We start from the raw sequence: 15,249 nt of genomic DNA, 5'->3' as shown, positions 1-15,249 counted from the left end.
GCGAACGTCAGCTCGTCGAGCTCGTTCCGGTAACAGTGCCGAGTGTGGTCCGGCACGGTGGTCAGTGACCATCCGATCTTGGGATGCCGAGCAAGCGTCAGGCCGAGTCCGCACTCGCCTCCACGACGCACGATCATTGGGTCGGGGGCGTCTTTTGTTTTGTCAGAGATACTCACTAGCGAACCACTGGACCGCCTCGACGTAGGTCGTCACCGTGTTCGACGACTTGCCCTCAGCGTTCAGGTGCAGCTTGAACGACCGAATCTCGGGTTCGAACCGGCCCGCGTTGAGGTTTCGGGGCTGTCGGGAACGGGACGCCGTCATCCCTCGACGGTAGCAAAGTTTAGCGTTGTTTCAGCGGTGTGCTGTCTATACACAGACAGAGTGGCTGACCCATCATCGCAGGTCAGCCCCTATTTGAGCCCCCTGTCAGGATTGAACTGACGACCGCTCGCTTACAACAACGGGCACGGCCTCTACCACTGAGCTCAGCCGCGCAGCGGCTGGATGGAGCCCCCTGTCAGGATTGAACTGACGACCGCTCGCTTACAACAACGGGCACGGCCTCTACCACTGAGCTCAGCCGCGCAGCGGCTGGATGGAGCCCCCTGTCAGGATTGAACTGACGACCGCTCGCTTACAACAACGGGCACGGCCTCTACCACTGAGCTCAGCCGCGCAGCGGCTGGATGGAGCCCCCTGTCAGGATTGAACTGACGACCGCTCGCTTACAAGGCGAGTGCTCTACCACTGAGCTAAGGAGGCGGGAAAGCGGTTGTCATCATAACCGGGTACGCCGACTGCGTGACACCGGGTTTCGGTGTCACGCAGCGGCGGTCGAATCATCCCCGGCGCAGTATCGATTACCGCGCGATCAGGGCTGTGCTCCCTGGCGGGCCGCATCGTCCGCGGCCATGGCGTCGCGCAGGCTCTTCGGACGCATGTCGGTCCAGTTCTTCTCCACGTACTCGACACAGGCGGCGCGGCTGTCCTCGCCGAACACGACTCGCCATCCGGCTGGAACCTCTGCGAAGGCGGGCCACAGGGAGTGCTGTTCCTCGTCGTTGACCAGGACGAAGAAGCGGCCGTCTTCATCATCGAAGGGGTTGGTGCTCAATTTCACCTCACTGGATACTGGCGCAATGTACGGGATCGCTCTTGGTTCGCACGGCGCCGGGTTTTCACAAGCCACCGGCGCCGAGTGTTCCCGAGCGTTGTTTCGACACTAGCAAGCAAGACGTTACGCCTGGGCGCTTACCCGGGCGGGCACGTCGGCCGCCTCGCAATCAGCTCGCAAAGAAGTCGAGCAGAATCTTGTTGACCGCCTCCGGCCGTTCCAAATATCCGAAATGTCCCGCGTCCGGCACCTCCTGGTATCGCGCACCGGGGATCACGTCGGCGATCTCCCTGGACAGGTACGGCGGAATCATCCGGTCGTCGGCGAATCCGACCGAAAGGCAGGGCACTCGAATCGCCCGGTATGCCTGTACCCGGTCGAAATCGTGGTCCATCCTGCGCTGGGCGCGGATGCCGGGCGCAACCGGTCCGCCGGTGAACTCGAACAGGTCGAGCCAGTCGCGGGCGGCGTTCGGCTCGGCCATGGTGGCGGGCGAGAGATTCATCACCGCGGTAATCGCGGCGTCGTATTTCGGCGGCAGTTTCACCCCGCTGGCGTCCAGCTCGTGTTCGCCGAGCGACAGCGTCTTCTGGAATTGGTCGAGCCGCCCGTGGCCGGCCATGAACACTGCCTTGCGCACCAGGTCGGGGCGGGCGAGCGCCAGCTCCTGGGCCACCCTTGCGCCCATCGAGGTACCGACGACCAGGGCGGGGCCCTCGCCGAGGAATTCGATGAGGGCGGCCGTGTCGGCGACCAGGTCGTCGATGGTCATGCCGGAAGCCGCCTCGAAGGACGGCGCGATCCCGCGGTTGTCGAAGGTGCATACCCGGTAACCGGCCGCGACCAGCGCCGGAACCTGGTGCAGCTCCCACACCCGGCCAGGACTGCCGGTGCCCATGATCATGACCACCAGCGGCGCGGAGCCCTTGACGTCGGTGCCCCTGGCGCGGTCGCCCTTCACCTGATAGTTGAGGGAAATCCCGTTCACCGTGGCCAGCGGCATATCGACCCTTTCGTGGAGTTGGTGCTGCGCTCCCCACGGTATAGGGACCGGCGGGGTCGGCGCACCGACCGGGTGACCTGGTGTCGCGCGCCATGCGGCGGTCGGCGCCCCGGCGGACGCCCCTTCCAGCGTCGCATACCATTGACTTTTCGCACGTACGAGCGCACGAGCCGGGAGGACTTGACAATGGCCGCGAAGGGCAGCGCCAACGACATTGCGGACGACGATCTGGAGCCACTCGCCGACGAGACCGCGCGCCAGGCGCAGCGGGTGGTCGCGGCCTATGCCGAAGATGCCGACGAATGCCGGATGTTGTTGTCTATGTTGGGTATTGGACCGAGCGCTCGGGGCGAATAGTCTCGTTCTCGACGCCAACGGCGACGTCGACTACACAACTCCAGCGGGATACAGCAACGCGCAAAGGATGCGTGAGTGGACCAGATGAACCCGTCCGACGACTCCGAGCACGCCAGAGACACCTCGACTGCTGACACCGCGACCGGAACCACCGGTCCCGACGCGGGCTCCGGTTTCGTCGTCGTCGCCAACCGACTCCCCGTCGACCTCGATCGACTTCCCGACGGCACCACCCGATGGAAACGCAGCCCGGGCGGCCTGGTCACCGCCCTGGAGCCGGTCTTGCGCAACAACAAGGGCGCGTGGGTCGGCTGGGCCGGAGTGCCCGACGTGGACGTCGACCCGATCATCGAGGACGGCCTCGAACTGCACCCGGTCCCGCTGGCCGCGCAGGAGGTCGCCGACTACTACGAGGGCTTCTCCAACGGCACGCTGTGGCCGCTCTACCACGACGTGATCGTGCGGCCGGTCTACGACCGCAAGTGGTGGAGCGCCTACGTCACCGTGAACCGGCGTTTCGCCGAGGCCACCGCCAAGGTGGCCGCCGAGGGCGCGACCGTATGGGTGCAGGACTACCAGCTCCAGCTGGTGCCCAAGATGCTGCGCATGCTGCGCCCGGATCTGACCATCGGGTTCTTCCTGCACATCCCGTTCCCGCCGGTCGAGCTGTTCATGCAGATGCCATGGCGGACCGAGATCGTCGAGGGCCTGCTCGGCGCCGACCTGATCGGCTTCCACCTCCCCGGCGGCGCGCAGAACTTCCTCTACCTGGCTCGTCGGCTGGCCGGCCAGCCGACCTCGCGCGGCTCGATCGGCGTGCGATCCAAGCTCGGCGTCGTCCAGGTCGGATTCCGTACGGTGCGGGTCGGCGCGTTCCCGATCTCGATCGCCTCGGCCGACCTGGACGAGCAGTCCCGGCGCAGGTCGGTGCGCGAACGCGCCGCGAAGATCCGGGCCGAGCTGGGCAACCCGAAGAACATCCTGCTCGGCGTGGACCGCCTGGACTACACCAAGGGCATCGACATCCGGCTCAACGCGCTGGAGGAGCTGCTCATCGACGGCCGGATCGATCCGGCCGACACGGTCATGATCCAACTGGCCACGCCCAGCCGCGAGCGCGTCGAGAGCTACATCCAGATGCGCGGCGATATCGAGCGTCAGGTCGGCCGGATCAACGGCGAGTTCGCCCGGGTGGGCTATCCGGTGGTGCACTACCTGCACCGGCCGATTCCCCGCGACGAGCTGATCGCGTTCTTCGTGGCCGCGGACGTGATGCTGGTGACGCCGCTGCGCGATGGCATGAACCTGGTCGCCAAGGAGTACGTCGCCTCCCACAGCGGACTCAACGGCGCCCTGGTGTTGAGCGAATTCACCGGCGCCGCCGCCGAGTTGCGCCAGGCGTACCTGTGCAACCCGCACGACCTGGACGACGTGAAGGACGCCATCGTCGCCGCACTCGGCGACGACCGGGACGTCAAGCGCAGGCGGATGCGCGCACTGCGCCGTCAGGTGCTGGCCCACGACGTGGATCGCTGGGCCCGCGCCTTCCTGGACGCGCTGGCGCAGGGCCAGGTCGCGGGCAGCGCGCTGCTGACCGACGACGACGTGTACCCGGAACCCCGCGAGTCGCGCTGAGCAGGCGTTCCGCCGACCCGCGGTTCACAGGAACCACCCAGCTTCGATCCAGGAACTTCGCAGCCGGGTGCTGGACCATGAAGCCATGAGTAGTGTGCCGGTCGAGCCGCGACCCGAGGCCAGGGTGCTGGTGGTCGACGACGAGCCGATGATCGTCGAACTCCTCTCGGTGAGCCTGCGCTACCAGGGTTTCGAAGTGGACACCGCGGCCGATGGCGCCCAAGCGCTGGACAAGGCGCGCACTTTCCGCCCCCAAGCGCTCATCGTGGACGTGATGATGCCGGGCATGGACGGCTTCGGCCTGCTGCGCAGGCTGCGCGCCGACGGCGTCGACGCGCCCGTGCTGTTCTTGACCGCACGTGACGAGGTGCAGGACAAGGTCGCAGGGCTCACCCTGGGGGCCGACGACTATGTCACCAAGCCGTTCAGCCTCGAGGAGGTCGTGGCCAGGTTGCGCGTCATCTTGCGCCGCGCGGGTCACGCCGCACCGCAGCGGGAGAGCTCGCGCATCCGCTTCGAGGACATCGAGCTCGACGACGATACCCACGAGGTGTGGAAGGCGGGCGAGCCGGTGGCGCTGTCCCCCACCGAGTTCACACTGCTGCGGTATTTCATGGTCAATGCCGGAACGGTGCTGAGCAAGCCACGCATCCTCGATCACGTGTGGCGTTACGACTTCGGCGGCGAGGTCGGCGTGGTGGAAACCTACGTCTCCTACCTGCGCAAAAAGGTCGACACGGGCGATACCCGGCTGATCCATACTCTGCGCGGCGTCGGCTACGTCATGCGCGCGCCCCATCGCAAGAGCGGAACGTGAGCCCGAGCAAGATCGCGACAGCGCGTGCGAAAGCCTCCGAACTGCTGTCCGCGATACCCCTGCGCGTGACATTGATGGTCCTGCTGGTGCTCACCGCCGGGCTCGGCCTACTCGTCTCCGGCATGGTGGTCACCTCCGGATTGGAACAGCAGCTGACCGACCGCACCGATCAACAGTTGCGTGACGCCGCGATGGAGTGGTCGCGGCGACCGCCTCCGCCACTGCTGCCGCCGCCGGACCCGCGCCACGCGCCGAGCCAGTTCTACGTGCGCTCGCTGCGGACAGATGGGCGCGCGCTCATGATCAAGGCTTTCGGTGTCGATGATGCTGAGCCCGACCTACCACAGACAACGCGACCAGGTCCGTACACCGTTGGCTCCGTAGACGGCGGACCGATCGAGTGGCGTGCGCTGACGGTGCGGACTCCGGAGGGCACGACCACGGTGGCGCTGCCGCTCACGCAGAACACCGACACGGTGCACCGGTTGATCATGCTGCAATTGATCGTCGGGGCGATCGTCTTGGCCGCGCTCGCGGTGATCGCGTATTTCATGGTGCGGCGCAGTCTGCGGCCCTTGCGGCGGGTGGAGAGTACCGCCGCGGCGATCGCGGGCGGCGACCTGCACCGTCGCGTGCCGGTGCGGGGTAGCAACACCGAGGTCGACCGGTTGTCCCGGTCGCTGAACAGCATGCTGGCGCAGATCCAGCGGGCGTTCACCGCGACCGCGGCGTCCGAGGAGGCGGCCAAGCGGTCCGAGGAGCGTATGCGGCGTTTCGTCGCCGACGCCAGTCACGAACTGCGCACCCCCCTGACCACGATCCGCGGGTTCGCCGAGTTGTACCGGCAAGGCGCCACAGCTGATCCGGGCATGTTCATGGACCGCATCGAGCGTGAATCCCAGCGGATGGGTGTGCTGGTCGAGGACCTGCTGATGCTCGCGCGGCTCGATGCGCAACGCCCGCTGGAGCTGGGGCAGCTGGACCTGCTCGCCGTCGCCAGCGACGCGGTGCACAACGCGCGCGCGGTGGTCGCCGCCGGGCACACCGACGGGCCCGTGCGCACCATTGAACTGAAAGTGGAACCGGGCGAGGGAACACTGGAGGTGGTCGGCGACGAGGCGCGACTGCGCCAGGTCCTGGCCAACCTGCTGAACAACGCCGTCACGCACACCGCACCCGACGCGGCGGTGACGGTCCGGCTGACACCCGCCACCGATCACGTCCTGCTCGAGGTCGCCGACACCGGCCCTGGCCTGCCGCCGGAGGAGGCCGAACGCGTCTTCGAACGCTTCTACCGCACCGACACTTCCCGCACCCGCACCAGCGGGGGGACCGGGCTCGGCCTGTCCATCGTGCAGGCTCTGGTCATCGCGCACGGCGGCGAGGTCGGTGTGCGCAGCACGCCCGGCGAGGGAACGACGTTCACCGTGCGGCTGCCCCGCGACCCGGGTTCGCCCTAGCGACGAATCCGCGGCAGCCATCGATCCGGCCGTCGTGCGCACTCCACAAGGGTCCACCGCGACGACGGTGGATGCGCCACCAGCGGCGCCCGTACCGCGGATGCGCGGCTAGCGGCCTGAGGGGATCGGTGGCAGTCCGACTTGATCGAGTCTGTACGCGCTGGTCCGCGCGGCCAAATACTTCGTTCCGCCAGAGCCGCTTGGTGCCCAGCGCATCACCAGCGGCGCTGGACGATCCTCGGGCGGCTCCCGGACGCTCAGACCGGAGTGACGGCCTCGACCAACCAGCGCGAGTCGGTTTTCGCCAAGGTGACGCGCACCCGGCTGCCGGTGGTGGTGCCCTGCGGCGTGTCCTTGCTCGTCATGACTTGGTTGAGGAACAGCAGGACCACCGCGCGCGAGCGGTCGGCGGAGACGACACCGCCCGCTTGTGTGGTCGCGGTGACGGTGAGCTGCTTTTCCTTGGCGCCCGGCGCGATCTGCTTGTCGATCAGCGTCAGGTAGTCCTCGCGGAAGTCGCCGGTGAGGTTGTCGGCCGACTTCCGCAGGTCGGTGTCCACGGTCTGCGGGCTGTAGGTGAACATCGCCTCGACGGTGCGGCCGGCCGTGGCGACCGCGTCCTTGCGCGCTTGCTCGGCCTGCTGGTCGTCCCAGTAGCGGTATCCGTTGACGCCGCCGATGATCGCGGCCGCCGCGACCACGACCCCGAGCACCGCGAGCAGGATCCTGCCTCGAATTCCATTCAGGTTCATGCCACGAACTCCACGTCGGACACGGTCAAACCGGAATCGCCGCGGGAGACGGTGACCCGGAACCGGTAGTACCTGGTCTGCGGCTCGGCCTGGCCCGCGTTGGTGAGCGTCTGCTTGGCGGCGACCAGCACGCGCGCCGAGCTATCGTCGTCGCTCTCCAGCGCGGCCTCGACGATCTCGCCGCTGGAGACCACCTTGGCCTGCTGCACGATGCTGGTGAACGGGTCCACCCGGCCGTCGAACTCGGTCTTGAACTCGCCGGAGGCCAGCGACAGGATCCGGTCGATGTCCTGCTTGGCCGAGTCGGCGCGGATGGTGGTGAGGTTGACGATCGCCTGCCTGGCTGTTTGCAGGTACTCGGCGCGGCGCTCGTCGCGTTCGTGCGCCGAGCGCATCGCGAACACCGAAAGAGTCGCACCGCATACGAGTGCGAGCACCAGCAGCGCTGAGGCGGCCAGCGCGAGGATCCGTACGATGCCGCGATGCCGCGTCTGCGCGGCCTCTTTCTCGGTCGGCGAATCCTCGGCAGTGTCCTGCTCGGCATCCGATTTCGCTTCGGCGATGGATGTCTCGGCGACATCTGCACCCGCCGCGACCGAGTCGGGCGTGTCCTGCGAGGCGGGTTTCGCCAGCGAGGTCGAGGTATCGGCACCGCGGGCCGCGGTGGCCACGGCGGCCGAGGTCTTCGCGTCCCTGGTGGTCGCGGTCGCGTTCTCCTCGACCGGGGGCCCGGCCGAGCGCACCGCGCGCCGCCGCGTGCGGTGACCTTCTCCGTTGCTCTCACTCATCGTTGCTGCTCCTCGAGCATCGCCTGCCAGCTCGACGGTACCGTGCCCGAACCGCCCGGTCCGATATCGCCCTGTCGGTATGTCCGCCCGTCGGTGCCGATGTACACGCCGGTGTCCGGGTCGTATGCCCGCGCGGCGGCCGGGGTGCCGCCACCGTAACTCGCAGGTGCGACAACAGCGGGTTCGTCCGTGGGCGCGGCCGCGGGGGCGACCGGCTGCGGCGGCCCGAACGGCGGGTTGTTGCCCACCGGAACGTACCCGCTCCGGCACAGCTCCGGCGTGGGGGCGCGCACACCGGGCACCTCGGCGCACGGGGTATTGCGGATACCGCGCACCGCTTCGGGCGCATCCTGCGGAACTTTGCAGTACAGGCCGGGCGGCGTGTCGGGGGTGTCCAGCTCGCTCGGCGAACGGCGCTGGTCCGGCGGCAGGAACCCGGTGGTGCACGCGGGCGGGTCGTTGACCAACGACATGAAGTCGACCAAGGCGCCGTATTCGAGCGGGCCGCGGACCGCGGTGAGCAGCGCGGCGACCAGTGGCGGATAGATCACCAGGACTTGTTCCAGTCCGGCGTGATACGTGACGCCCACTTGGCCGACGCTGACCAGGTTCGCCAGCAGCAGCGGCAGTGTCGGCCGCAGATCGTTGAACAGCGCGCTGACCCGCTGCATCGCGGCCGGTCCCTTGTTCAGCACGCCGCGCAGCGCGGGGTCGTGGCCGCGCAGTTGATCGGTGACCGTCGCCAGATCAGCGGTCCAGGAACGGATCGCGGCATCCGAGCGGGTCTGGGTGTCCAGCAGCGGCCCGATCTGATCGAGGAGCTGTTTCGTCGGTTCGGCGTTGGCCTGCGCTTCCTGCACCAGCAGGGCCGCGGAATCGATGAACCGCTGTAGGTCCGGGCCTGCGCCGTTGAACGCGAGGAACGCCTCGTCGATGACCTGCCGTAGCCGGGTGTCCGCGACGCTGGACAGCAACCGGTCGGCCTGATCGAGCAGCGTGCCGACGTCCTGCGGCAGCTTGGTGCGCTCCACCGGGATCACACTGCCGTCGCGCAGGTTTCCGCTCGTTCGGCGCTCGGGCGGCACCAGGTCGACGTACTGCTCGCCGACCGCGGATACGCTGCGCACCCAGGCGTCGACGTCGGCGGGGATCTTGTAGTCGCTGCCGATGGACAGTTTCGCGTCCACCCCTACGGGCGTCAGCCGGACTTCCTTCACCACACCGACATTCGTGCCGCGATACGCGACGTTGGCCGTGGGGTAAAGGCCACCGGTCGCGGTCAGCTGCACCGTGACCTCATAGCGTCCGATGCCGAACATCGCGGGCAACTTCACGTATGTCCCGCCCATGACCACCAAGCCGATCACCGTGAGCACGGAGAAGATGATCAGCTGGGTACGGACGAACGGAGTGAGTTTCACTGTCCCGGACCCCCTTGCGGTGCGGTGTTGCCCGGCAAGGGCACGGTCAACCCGGGGATTGCGGGCAGGCCCGGTATCGGCGGCAGACCGGGGATGGTCGGAGCGGGCTGGTTCGCCGGCGGCGGCGCCTGGAGCGGCCCGGTGGCCGGGTCACCGTTCTGCGCGGCGGTGCCCGGTGCGAAGCTGCCCAGCGCCCCTTCCACCCCGCCGAAGCGCCCGCCCAGCGGGGTGCCGGTGAGGAAGTTCGAATCCAGCCGCCGCCCGGTCATATCCACCGTCATGAACAGATTCAGGTAGTCGCCCTTGATGGCGTGGTCGAGGTTCTTCATCGGGAACGGGAAGGTGGCCAGGATCTTCAGCGCCTCGGTGAGGTTGCTGCCCGTGTCGGAAAGTGACCGCAGCACCGGGACGAGGCTGTGCAAGTTGGCCTTCAGGTCGTTGCCGCTGGCGTCGATGATCCGCTGCGTGACATCGCTCAATTCGCCGAGCGCGGTGAGCGCCCTGGTGATGTTCGCCCGGCGGTCGGCCAGCACGGTCAACGCCGGATGGATCTGTTCGATGGCGGCCGCAACCAGGTCGCGCTGCTGGGCCAGTTGTCCGCCGAAGCGGTCCAGGCCGCTCATCGCGGCGACGATGTCACCGGTCTGGCGGTCCAGGTTCGTGGTCAGCTCGGTCAGCTGCGGCAGCAGGTCCCGGATCGCGTCCTCCCGCCCGGTGAGCGCGGAATTCAGTTCCCGGGTAATGGTTTCCAGCTGCGCGACGCCGCCGCCGTTGAGCACCACCGACAGCGAGGACAGCACCTGCTCGGTGGTCGGGTAGGCCCCGGCCCGCGGCAGCGGGATGACGTCGCCCGCCTTCAGCTGGCCTTCCGGAGATTGGTCGGTGGGCGCGGACAGCTCGACATGATTGGATCCGAGCAGACTGGTCTGCCCGATCTTGGCGACCGCGTTCGCCGGGAGCCGCACGTCGGGATTCAGCGTGACGGTGACCAGCGCGTGCCAGTCCTCGACCTCGATCTTCGAGACCGTGCCGACCGTCACGTCGTGCACTCGCACCGGCGAATTCCTGGTCAGCGTGGTGACATTCGGCATCTGGATGCGCACCTGGTAGGAGCCCGGCCCGGTGCCCTCGGTGCCGGGCATCGGCAGCGAGTTCAGCCCGTCCCATTGACAACCGGAGAGGCCGAGCGCCACCGCCAGCCCCACCGCGACGACGGCGGTGCGGCGCATTCGGCGCGTCGGCATCATCGCACTCCTCCTGGAAGACCCGGAATGGCCAGTCCGGCAATGCCGTCCGGCACGCTCACCGGTGCGGGTTGCGCCGGGGTCTGGCTCGCCGCCCGATCGGCCAGACTGGGGTCGGTGTACACCAGCTGATCCGGGAACGCGGTCACGCCGCTGGCCGGGTTCGCCATGATCGGCACGTAGTTCATGCTCAAGCTCTTGATCACCGGAGCCAGGTACTGGGCGCACAGGTCGGCGCTGCGATCGGAGTCGTTGGTCTCCAGCGCGCGGACCGAGCCGCACAGGAAACCGAGCGGGTCGGCCGGGTTGTTCAGGGCGATGGCGCCGGTCAGGGTGCCTTGAGCCGGTTTGTAGATCTGGTAGAAGTTCACCAGCGCGGTCGGACCGGAGTGCAGCACTCGTTCCAGCTCCGGCCGCTTGTCGGCGAGCACCTGGGTGGCGTCGGCCAGCCGCTGCACGCCCTCGGTGAGTTCGGCGCCGCTGTTGTCCAGGAACCGGCGCACGTCGGCCACCGCGGCGTCGAGGTTGTCCAGTCCGGCGCCGAGATCCGCCGAGACGCCGGCCAGCACCGAGGACACCGACGCGAGCCGTCCGCCGAACTGCACGATCTGCTCATTGCTCGCCGCGAGCACCTCGACGAACTTCTGCAGGTTGCGCACGGTGCCGAACAGGTCGGTGCGACCGTCCGACAGCGTGCTCAAGGTCGCCGACAGCTCCCGCAGTGTGTCGCGGAACCGCTGGCCGTTGCCATCGAGATTGGCGGCGGCGGTATCGATGAAGCGGCCGAACGAGCCCTGTTTGTCGTCACCGACCGGGCCGAGCGCCGTGGCCAGCTTGGACAACTCCGCCTTGATGTCGTCCCACTCGACCGGCACCGCGGTGTGCTCCATGGGGATCACGGCGCCGTCGGTCAGCTTCGGGCCGCCGGTGTAGGCGGGTGCGAGCTGGATGAACCGCGCGGAGACCAGCGAGGGCGAGATGATCACCGCCCGTGGGTCGGCGGGGACGTCGACACCGCGGTCGAGCGTCATCGTCACCTTCACCCGGTCGGCGCCGGGCTCGATCGCGTCGATCCGGCCCACCTGCACGCCGAGCACCCGCACGTCGTCGCCCGCGTACAAGCCTGATGTGGACGGAAAATAGGCGGTGACCTTGGTTGTTCCGATGCGGGCTATGCCGTTCCACGCGATGGCGACCACGAGCACGGCGGCCAGCACACCGGCCACCACCAGCGCCCAACGGGGCAGTTTCCGTACGACGCTCAGCATGCACATCCCCCCGGACGCGACTCCCTCGTCGTCGGGGCCGATCTATCGACGGTTCGAGACGGGTAAAGGATGGACGGGTAATGCCCACTCATCGCGGCGGCTCCTGTATCGCTGGTTCGATCGACGGGAACGGCGTGAGGTAGCTCTGCAGATCGTTCGGCAGGTGCTGCGGCCACACCAGCGCGTCCACCAGCGGCTGGAGCGTCTTGCTCGCGGCGTTGACCACGTACGCCTGGAAGTAGGGTCCGCTGCCCACCTGCTCGCCGAGCGCGGCGGCGAACGGGCCGAGCCCCTCCAGCGCGTCCGCGATGTTCTGCTTGTTCCGCTGCAACAGCGCCAGCACCGAATTCAGCTTGTCCAGTGCGGGTTTCAGTTGTGCCTCGTTGTCGGCGACCAGGCCGGACAGCTGCTGGGCAAGTCCGTTGACGTACACGATCAGCTGACCGAGCGCGGTGCGCCGCCGGTCCAGCTCGCCGAGCAACTCGTTGCCGTCCAGCAGCAGCGCGTTGATCTGGTTGCCGCGGTCGGCGAGGATCTTCGTCACGTTCTGCGCACGCCTGAGCAGATCCGATAGGGCCTCATCGCGCGCGTTGATGCTGCGCGAGAGCGCGGTGACGCCGTCGAGTGCCGAGCGCAGCGGAGCGGGCGTGTCGGCGAATGTCGCCGAGAGCGCGTCGAGGGTCTGATCGACCTGGTCCATGTCCAAGCCGTGCACCGTGCCCGCCAGATCGCCGAGCGCCTCGTTGAGCGAATACGGCGAGGTGGTGCGGTCCAGCGGAATGGTGTCGTCGCGGCGCAACGCGCCAGGGCCGGACGGTGTCACCTCCAGCGATTTGCGCCCGAGCACCGTATTGGTCTTGATCGCCGCCGAGGTCTTGTCACCCAGCACGATCGACTCCGCCAGGGTGAACCGGACGAGCACCTTCGCGCCGTCCAGGCTGACGTCTTCGACCCGTCCGGACCGTACGCCCGCGACCTGGACCGGGTCCCCGGGCACCAGACCGCCCGCGTCGGCGAAGTAGGCGGTGAACGTGGCGCCGGAGCGGATGAACGGAAGCCGGTCGAATTGCAATGCCGACAGCGCCACCGCCACCGCGAGCACGAGGCCGACGATGCCGATGGTGATGGCGGGTGATCGCTGGTCGTTCATCGCTCGTCCGCACACCTTCCGGTCGTCTGCGCCCCAGGCATGTTGATCTTCATCGTCTGTCCGTTCGGGCCGTCCACCAGGAAGTTCGTCTGACAGACGTAGAGCTGGAGGAAGGAGCCGTACGCACCGATCCGGATCAGCTGGCGATAGGTCGACGGCAGCCGTTCCAGCACCCACTGCACGGTGTCGGACCCGGCGTCGAGGTTGGTGGCCAGTCGTCCGGTCTGCTCGATGGTGCCCTGTAGGTCGGGGCGGGCCTGGGCGAGCAGGTCGGTGAGGTCGCCGGTGGCGCCCGCGATGCGCGGGATGGCGTCGCCGATCTGGTCCCGATCGGCGGCCAATCCGCTGATCAACCGTTGCAATTCGGCGATGGTCGTGGCGAATTGGTCACCGCGCTCATCGATGGTCCGCAACACGGTGTTCAGGTTGTCGATCACGCTGCCGATCAGCGCGTCCCGATCCGCCAGCGTCTTGGCGAACGAGCCGCCGCTGTTGAGCAGCGCCACCAGCGTGCCGCCTTGGCCTTGGAAGATCTGCAACAGCGCGTTGGTCAGGTCGTTCACCTGCCCGGGGTCCAAGCCGCGCAGCAGCGGCCGGAACCCGCCGAGCAGCATGTCCAAATCCAGTGCCGGCGCGGTCTGTTCCTTGTCGATGGTGCCGCCCGGCTGCAGCACCCGATTCGATCCGGGTCCCTCGGACAGCTCGAGATAGCGGTCACCGACCAGGTTCTCGTACTTGATCGCCGCGCGGGTGCTGGTGAGCAGCCGATACTTGTGGTCGACGTCGAACTCGACGTGCGCCAGGTAGTCCTTGCCGACCTTCACCGAGGTGACCGACCCGACCGGCACACCGGCGATGCGCACCTTCGCGCCGGGCAGCATGCCGGAGGAGCTGGTGAACACGGCGTGGTAGCCGTGCTCCCGCGCGAAACGCATCTGGCTGAACACGACCGCGAGTCCGGCGAAGACCAGCGTCATCACCAGGGTGAAGATGGCCAATTTGACGGTCGTCGCGTTTTTCTTCACGGACGCGGCACCCCCGGCATTCCGGCGAACAGGATCTGGAAGATCTTCGGCGGGTTCACCGTCAGCGTCGTCGACGGTGTGTACACGAGACCTTCCGAGGTATCGGTGACGACATAGTCCGCGTGGCTGCCCGGTACCCGGTCCAGCAGCCCTGCACAGCGTGGACCGCCGGTCGCGTTGACCTTGGGCAGGTCCTCCGGATAGGTGTAGGGCTTGACGCCGTACATGAAGCCGGTGTTCAGCGCGACACCTTCTTGTAGGCCGCCGAAGACCGCCTCGCCCATCGGCAGCGCCTTGCCCAGGCCGCCGATCAGGCAGTACAGCGCGGGCGCGTAATCGTCGAGCAGTCCGGTGGTCGGGCGCAGCAGATCGAGCGCCGTGACGAGCTGGCTCTCGTTGTCGCGCAGGACCGAACCGGTGGTGTCGGCCAGCCCGATGAGGTTCACCAGCACGTTGTCGAGACTGTTCTGCTCCTCGACCAGGGTGTTGCCGGTGACGATCGCGTTGTTCACCGTGCGCAGCAGGTCGTTCACCGTGTCCGCGTACAGGTTGGTGACGTCGCTGGTCTTCGCCAGGTCCTGCTGCAGCGTGGGTAGATACGGGTTGATGTCGCGCAGGTAGGCGTCGCTCTGCGCGAGCAGGTCGCCCAGCTTCTGTCCCCGGCCTTGCAACGCTGTGCCCAGCGCGGACAGCGTCGCGTTCAGCTTCTCCGGCGCGATCTTGGCGAGCACGTCGGCCAGATGCTGGAACAGCGTGTTGAACTCGACGGTCACCTGCTGCGCCGTCACGGTCGCGCCCGGCCGCAGCGGGGTGGACGAAGGCTGCTGGGGCACAACGAAATTGACGTACTTCGCGCCGAACACGGTGGTGGACCTGATGTCGACGTCCGCGTTGGACGGCACCAGCTTCAGCAACTCCGGATCCAGAGCCAGTTTCAGCCTGGCGCCGTCAGCCGTGTGGTCGACCGACGCGACGCGGCCGATCTCCACACCGCGCACCTTCACCTTGGCGTCCGGGTCGAGGACCAGGCCGCTGCGCGGCGCGTCCACCGTCACGGTTGCCGTGGGAGTGAACCCGCCGACGAACATGATCAGCGCGACGGCCACGACGGCGACCAGCGCGAGCACCATCGCCGCCCCGGCCAATTTCAGGCCGAGTCCGCCGTGCAGTGCCCGCACCAGGCGGCTTTCCGTTTGCTTCGATTCCGCCATG

General features: G+C 67.7%; 15 protein-coding genes and 1 tRNA gene. 4 read left to right on the top strand and 12 right to left on the bottom strand.

Features of this window, described 5'->3' with window-relative positions; all coding sequences use genetic code 11:
- Positions 1-162 precede the first annotated feature (162 nt).
- The 4 genes from ACWPXK_RS05475 to ACWPXK_RS05460 form a co-directional block, all read right to left on the bottom strand.
- Positions 163-324, bottom strand: a complete 162-nt coding sequence (locus ACWPXK_RS05475; RefSeq protein ID WP_454194875.1) for a hypothetical protein — start codon at positions 322-324, stop codon at positions 163-165.
- Between the two features lie 366 nt (positions 325-690).
- A tRNA-Thr gene (locus ACWPXK_RS05470) sits at positions 691-765 on the bottom strand.
- 109 nt (positions 766-874) lie between these two features.
- Positions 875-1,117 carry an MbtH family protein gene (locus ACWPXK_RS05465; RefSeq protein ID WP_040773625.1) on the bottom strand — a complete coding sequence of 81 codons (243 nt, stop codon included), beginning with the start codon at positions 1,115-1,117 and terminating at the stop codon, positions 875-877.
- A gap of 169 nt (positions 1,118-1,286) precedes the next feature.
- Positions 1,287-2,120 (bottom strand): alpha/beta fold hydrolase, encoded by an 834-nt coding sequence (locus ACWPXK_RS05460; RefSeq protein ID WP_454194874.1) that lies wholly within the window; start codon positions 2,118-2,120, stop codon positions 1,287-1,289.
- Positions 2,121-2,306: 186 nt separating this feature from the next.
- Here ACWPXK_RS05460 and ACWPXK_RS05455 point away from each other — a divergent pair, with 186 nt between their 5' ends.
- The 4 genes from ACWPXK_RS05455 to ACWPXK_RS05440 all read left to right on the top strand — a co-directional run bounded on the left by ACWPXK_RS05455 (position 2,307) and on the right by ACWPXK_RS05440 (position 6,389).
- Positions 2,307-2,477: a hypothetical protein gene (locus ACWPXK_RS05455; protein ID WP_169333842.1), complete on the top strand. Its 171-nt coding sequence runs from the start codon at positions 2,307-2,309 to the stop codon at positions 2,475-2,477.
- An 84-nt stretch (positions 2,478-2,561) separates the two neighbouring features.
- A complete protein-coding gene (locus tag ACWPXK_RS05450; RefSeq protein WP_454195461.1) occupies positions 2,562-4,112 on the top strand; it encodes an alpha,alpha-trehalose-phosphate synthase (UDP-forming) in 1,551 nt (516 codons plus the stop codon).
- A gap of 85 nt (positions 4,113-4,197) precedes the next feature.
- On the top strand, positions 4,198-4,929 hold the full coding sequence (locus ACWPXK_RS05445; RefSeq protein WP_454194873.1) for a response regulator transcription factor: 732 nt from the start codon (positions 4,198-4,200) through the stop codon (positions 4,927-4,929).
- A gap of 74 nt (positions 4,930-5,003) precedes the next feature.
- Positions 5,004-6,389 carry a sensor histidine kinase gene (locus ACWPXK_RS05440; RefSeq protein ID WP_454195460.1) on the top strand — a complete coding sequence of 462 codons (1,386 nt, stop codon included), beginning with the start codon at positions 5,004-5,006 and terminating at the stop codon, positions 6,387-6,389.
- Between the two features lie 257 nt (positions 6,390-6,646).
- On the opposite strand, the gene ACWPXK_RS05435 is transcribed toward ACWPXK_RS05440, so the two are convergent.
- From ACWPXK_RS05435 to ACWPXK_RS05400, 8 genes are all read right to left on the bottom strand, one after another.
- Positions 6,647-7,141: a h domain protein gene (locus tag ACWPXK_RS05435; RefSeq protein ID WP_454194872.1), complete on the bottom strand. Its 495-nt coding sequence runs from the start codon at positions 7,139-7,141 to the stop codon at positions 6,647-6,649.
- A complete protein-coding gene (locus ACWPXK_RS05430) occupies positions 7,138-7,929 on the bottom strand; it encodes a hypothetical protein (protein WP_454194871.1) in 792 nt (263 codons plus the stop codon). Before ACWPXK_RS05430 ends, ACWPXK_RS05435 begins: the two co-directional genes overlap by 4 nt.
- Complete coding sequence (locus ACWPXK_RS05425; RefSeq protein WP_454194870.1) at positions 7,926-9,350, bottom strand: MCE family protein; 1,425 nt, start codon at positions 9,348-9,350, stop codon at positions 7,926-7,928. The genes ACWPXK_RS05430 and ACWPXK_RS05425 overlap by 4 nt, the downstream gene beginning before the upstream one ends.
- On the bottom strand, positions 9,347-10,594 hold the full coding sequence (locus ACWPXK_RS05420) for an MCE family protein (RefSeq protein WP_454194869.1): 1,248 nt from the start codon (positions 10,592-10,594) through the stop codon (positions 9,347-9,349). The genes ACWPXK_RS05425 and ACWPXK_RS05420 overlap by 4 nt, the downstream gene beginning before the upstream one ends.
- The gene (locus tag ACWPXK_RS05415) at positions 10,594-11,868 is read right to left on the bottom strand and encodes an MCE family protein (RefSeq protein ID WP_454194868.1); all 1,275 of its coding nucleotides are present in this window, start codon (positions 11,866-11,868) and stop codon (positions 10,594-10,596) included. The genes ACWPXK_RS05420 and ACWPXK_RS05415 overlap by 1 nt, the downstream gene beginning before the upstream one ends.
- A gap of 82 nt (positions 11,869-11,950) precedes the next feature.
- Complete coding sequence (locus ACWPXK_RS05410) at positions 11,951-13,012, bottom strand: MCE family protein (RefSeq protein WP_454194867.1); 1,062 nt, start codon at positions 13,010-13,012, stop codon at positions 11,951-11,953.
- Entirely contained in the window at positions 13,009-14,037 is a 1,029-nt protein-coding gene (locus tag ACWPXK_RS05405; RefSeq protein ID WP_454194866.1) for an MCE family protein, read from the bottom strand. The genes ACWPXK_RS05410 and ACWPXK_RS05405 overlap by 4 nt, the downstream gene beginning before the upstream one ends.
- A complete protein-coding gene (locus tag ACWPXK_RS05400) occupies positions 14,034-15,248 on the bottom strand; it encodes an MCE family protein (protein WP_454194865.1) in 1,215 nt (404 codons plus the stop codon). The genes ACWPXK_RS05405 and ACWPXK_RS05400 overlap by 4 nt, the downstream gene beginning before the upstream one ends.
- Position 15,249: the final 1 nt, after the last annotated feature.

It is taken from the genome of Nocardia sp. Marseille-Q1738 (assembly GCF_965283145.1).
Note: the sequence above shows the minus strand (reverse complement) of the source record. Positions and strands in the feature narration are given on the sequence as shown.

Bases quoted from the DNA above. Each gene is read 5' to 3' on its own strand.
- ACWPXK_RS05435 (WP_454194872.1), bottom strand. From the start codon at position 7,141: ATGAACCTGAATGGAATTCGAGGCAGGATCCTGCTCGCGGTGCTCGGG.
- ACWPXK_RS05450 (WP_454195461.1), top strand. From the start codon at position 2,562: ATGAACCCGTCCGACGACTCCGAGCACGCCAGAGACACCTCGACTGCT.
- ACWPXK_RS05400 (WP_454194865.1), bottom strand. From the start codon at position 15,248: ATGGCGGAATCGAAGCAAACGGAAAGCCGCCTGGTGCGGGCACTGCAC.
- ACWPXK_RS05455 (WP_169333842.1), top strand. From the start codon at position 2,307: ATGGCCGCGAAGGGCAGCGCCAACGACATTGCGGACGACGATCTGGAG.
- ACWPXK_RS05475 (WP_454194875.1), bottom strand. From the start codon at position 324: ATGACGGCGTCCCGTTCCCGACAGCCCCGAAACCTCAACGCGGGCCGG.
- ACWPXK_RS05420 (WP_454194869.1), bottom strand. From the start codon at position 10,594: ATGCCGACGCGCCGAATGCGCCGCACCGCCGTCGTCGCGGTGGGGCTG.
- ACWPXK_RS05445 (WP_454194873.1), top strand. From the start codon at position 4,198: ATGAGTAGTGTGCCGGTCGAGCCGCGACCCGAGGCCAGGGTGCTGGTG.
- ACWPXK_RS05410 (WP_454194867.1), bottom strand. From the start codon at position 13,012: ATGAACGACCAGCGATCACCCGCCATCACCATCGGCATCGTCGGCCTC.
- ACWPXK_RS05415 (WP_454194868.1), bottom strand. From the start codon at position 11,868: ATGTGCATGCTGAGCGTCGTACGGAAACTGCCCCGTTGGGCGCTGGTG.
- ACWPXK_RS05430 (WP_454194871.1), bottom strand. From the start codon at position 7,929: ATGAGTGAGAGCAACGGAGAAGGTCACCGCACGCGGCGGCGCGCGGTG.
- ACWPXK_RS05440 (WP_454195460.1), top strand. From the start codon at position 5,004: ATGGTCCTGCTGGTGCTCACCGCCGGGCTCGGCCTACTCGTCTCCGGC.
- ACWPXK_RS05460 (WP_454194874.1), bottom strand. From the start codon at position 2,120: ATGCCGCTGGCCACGGTGAACGGGATTTCCCTCAACTATCAGGTGAAG.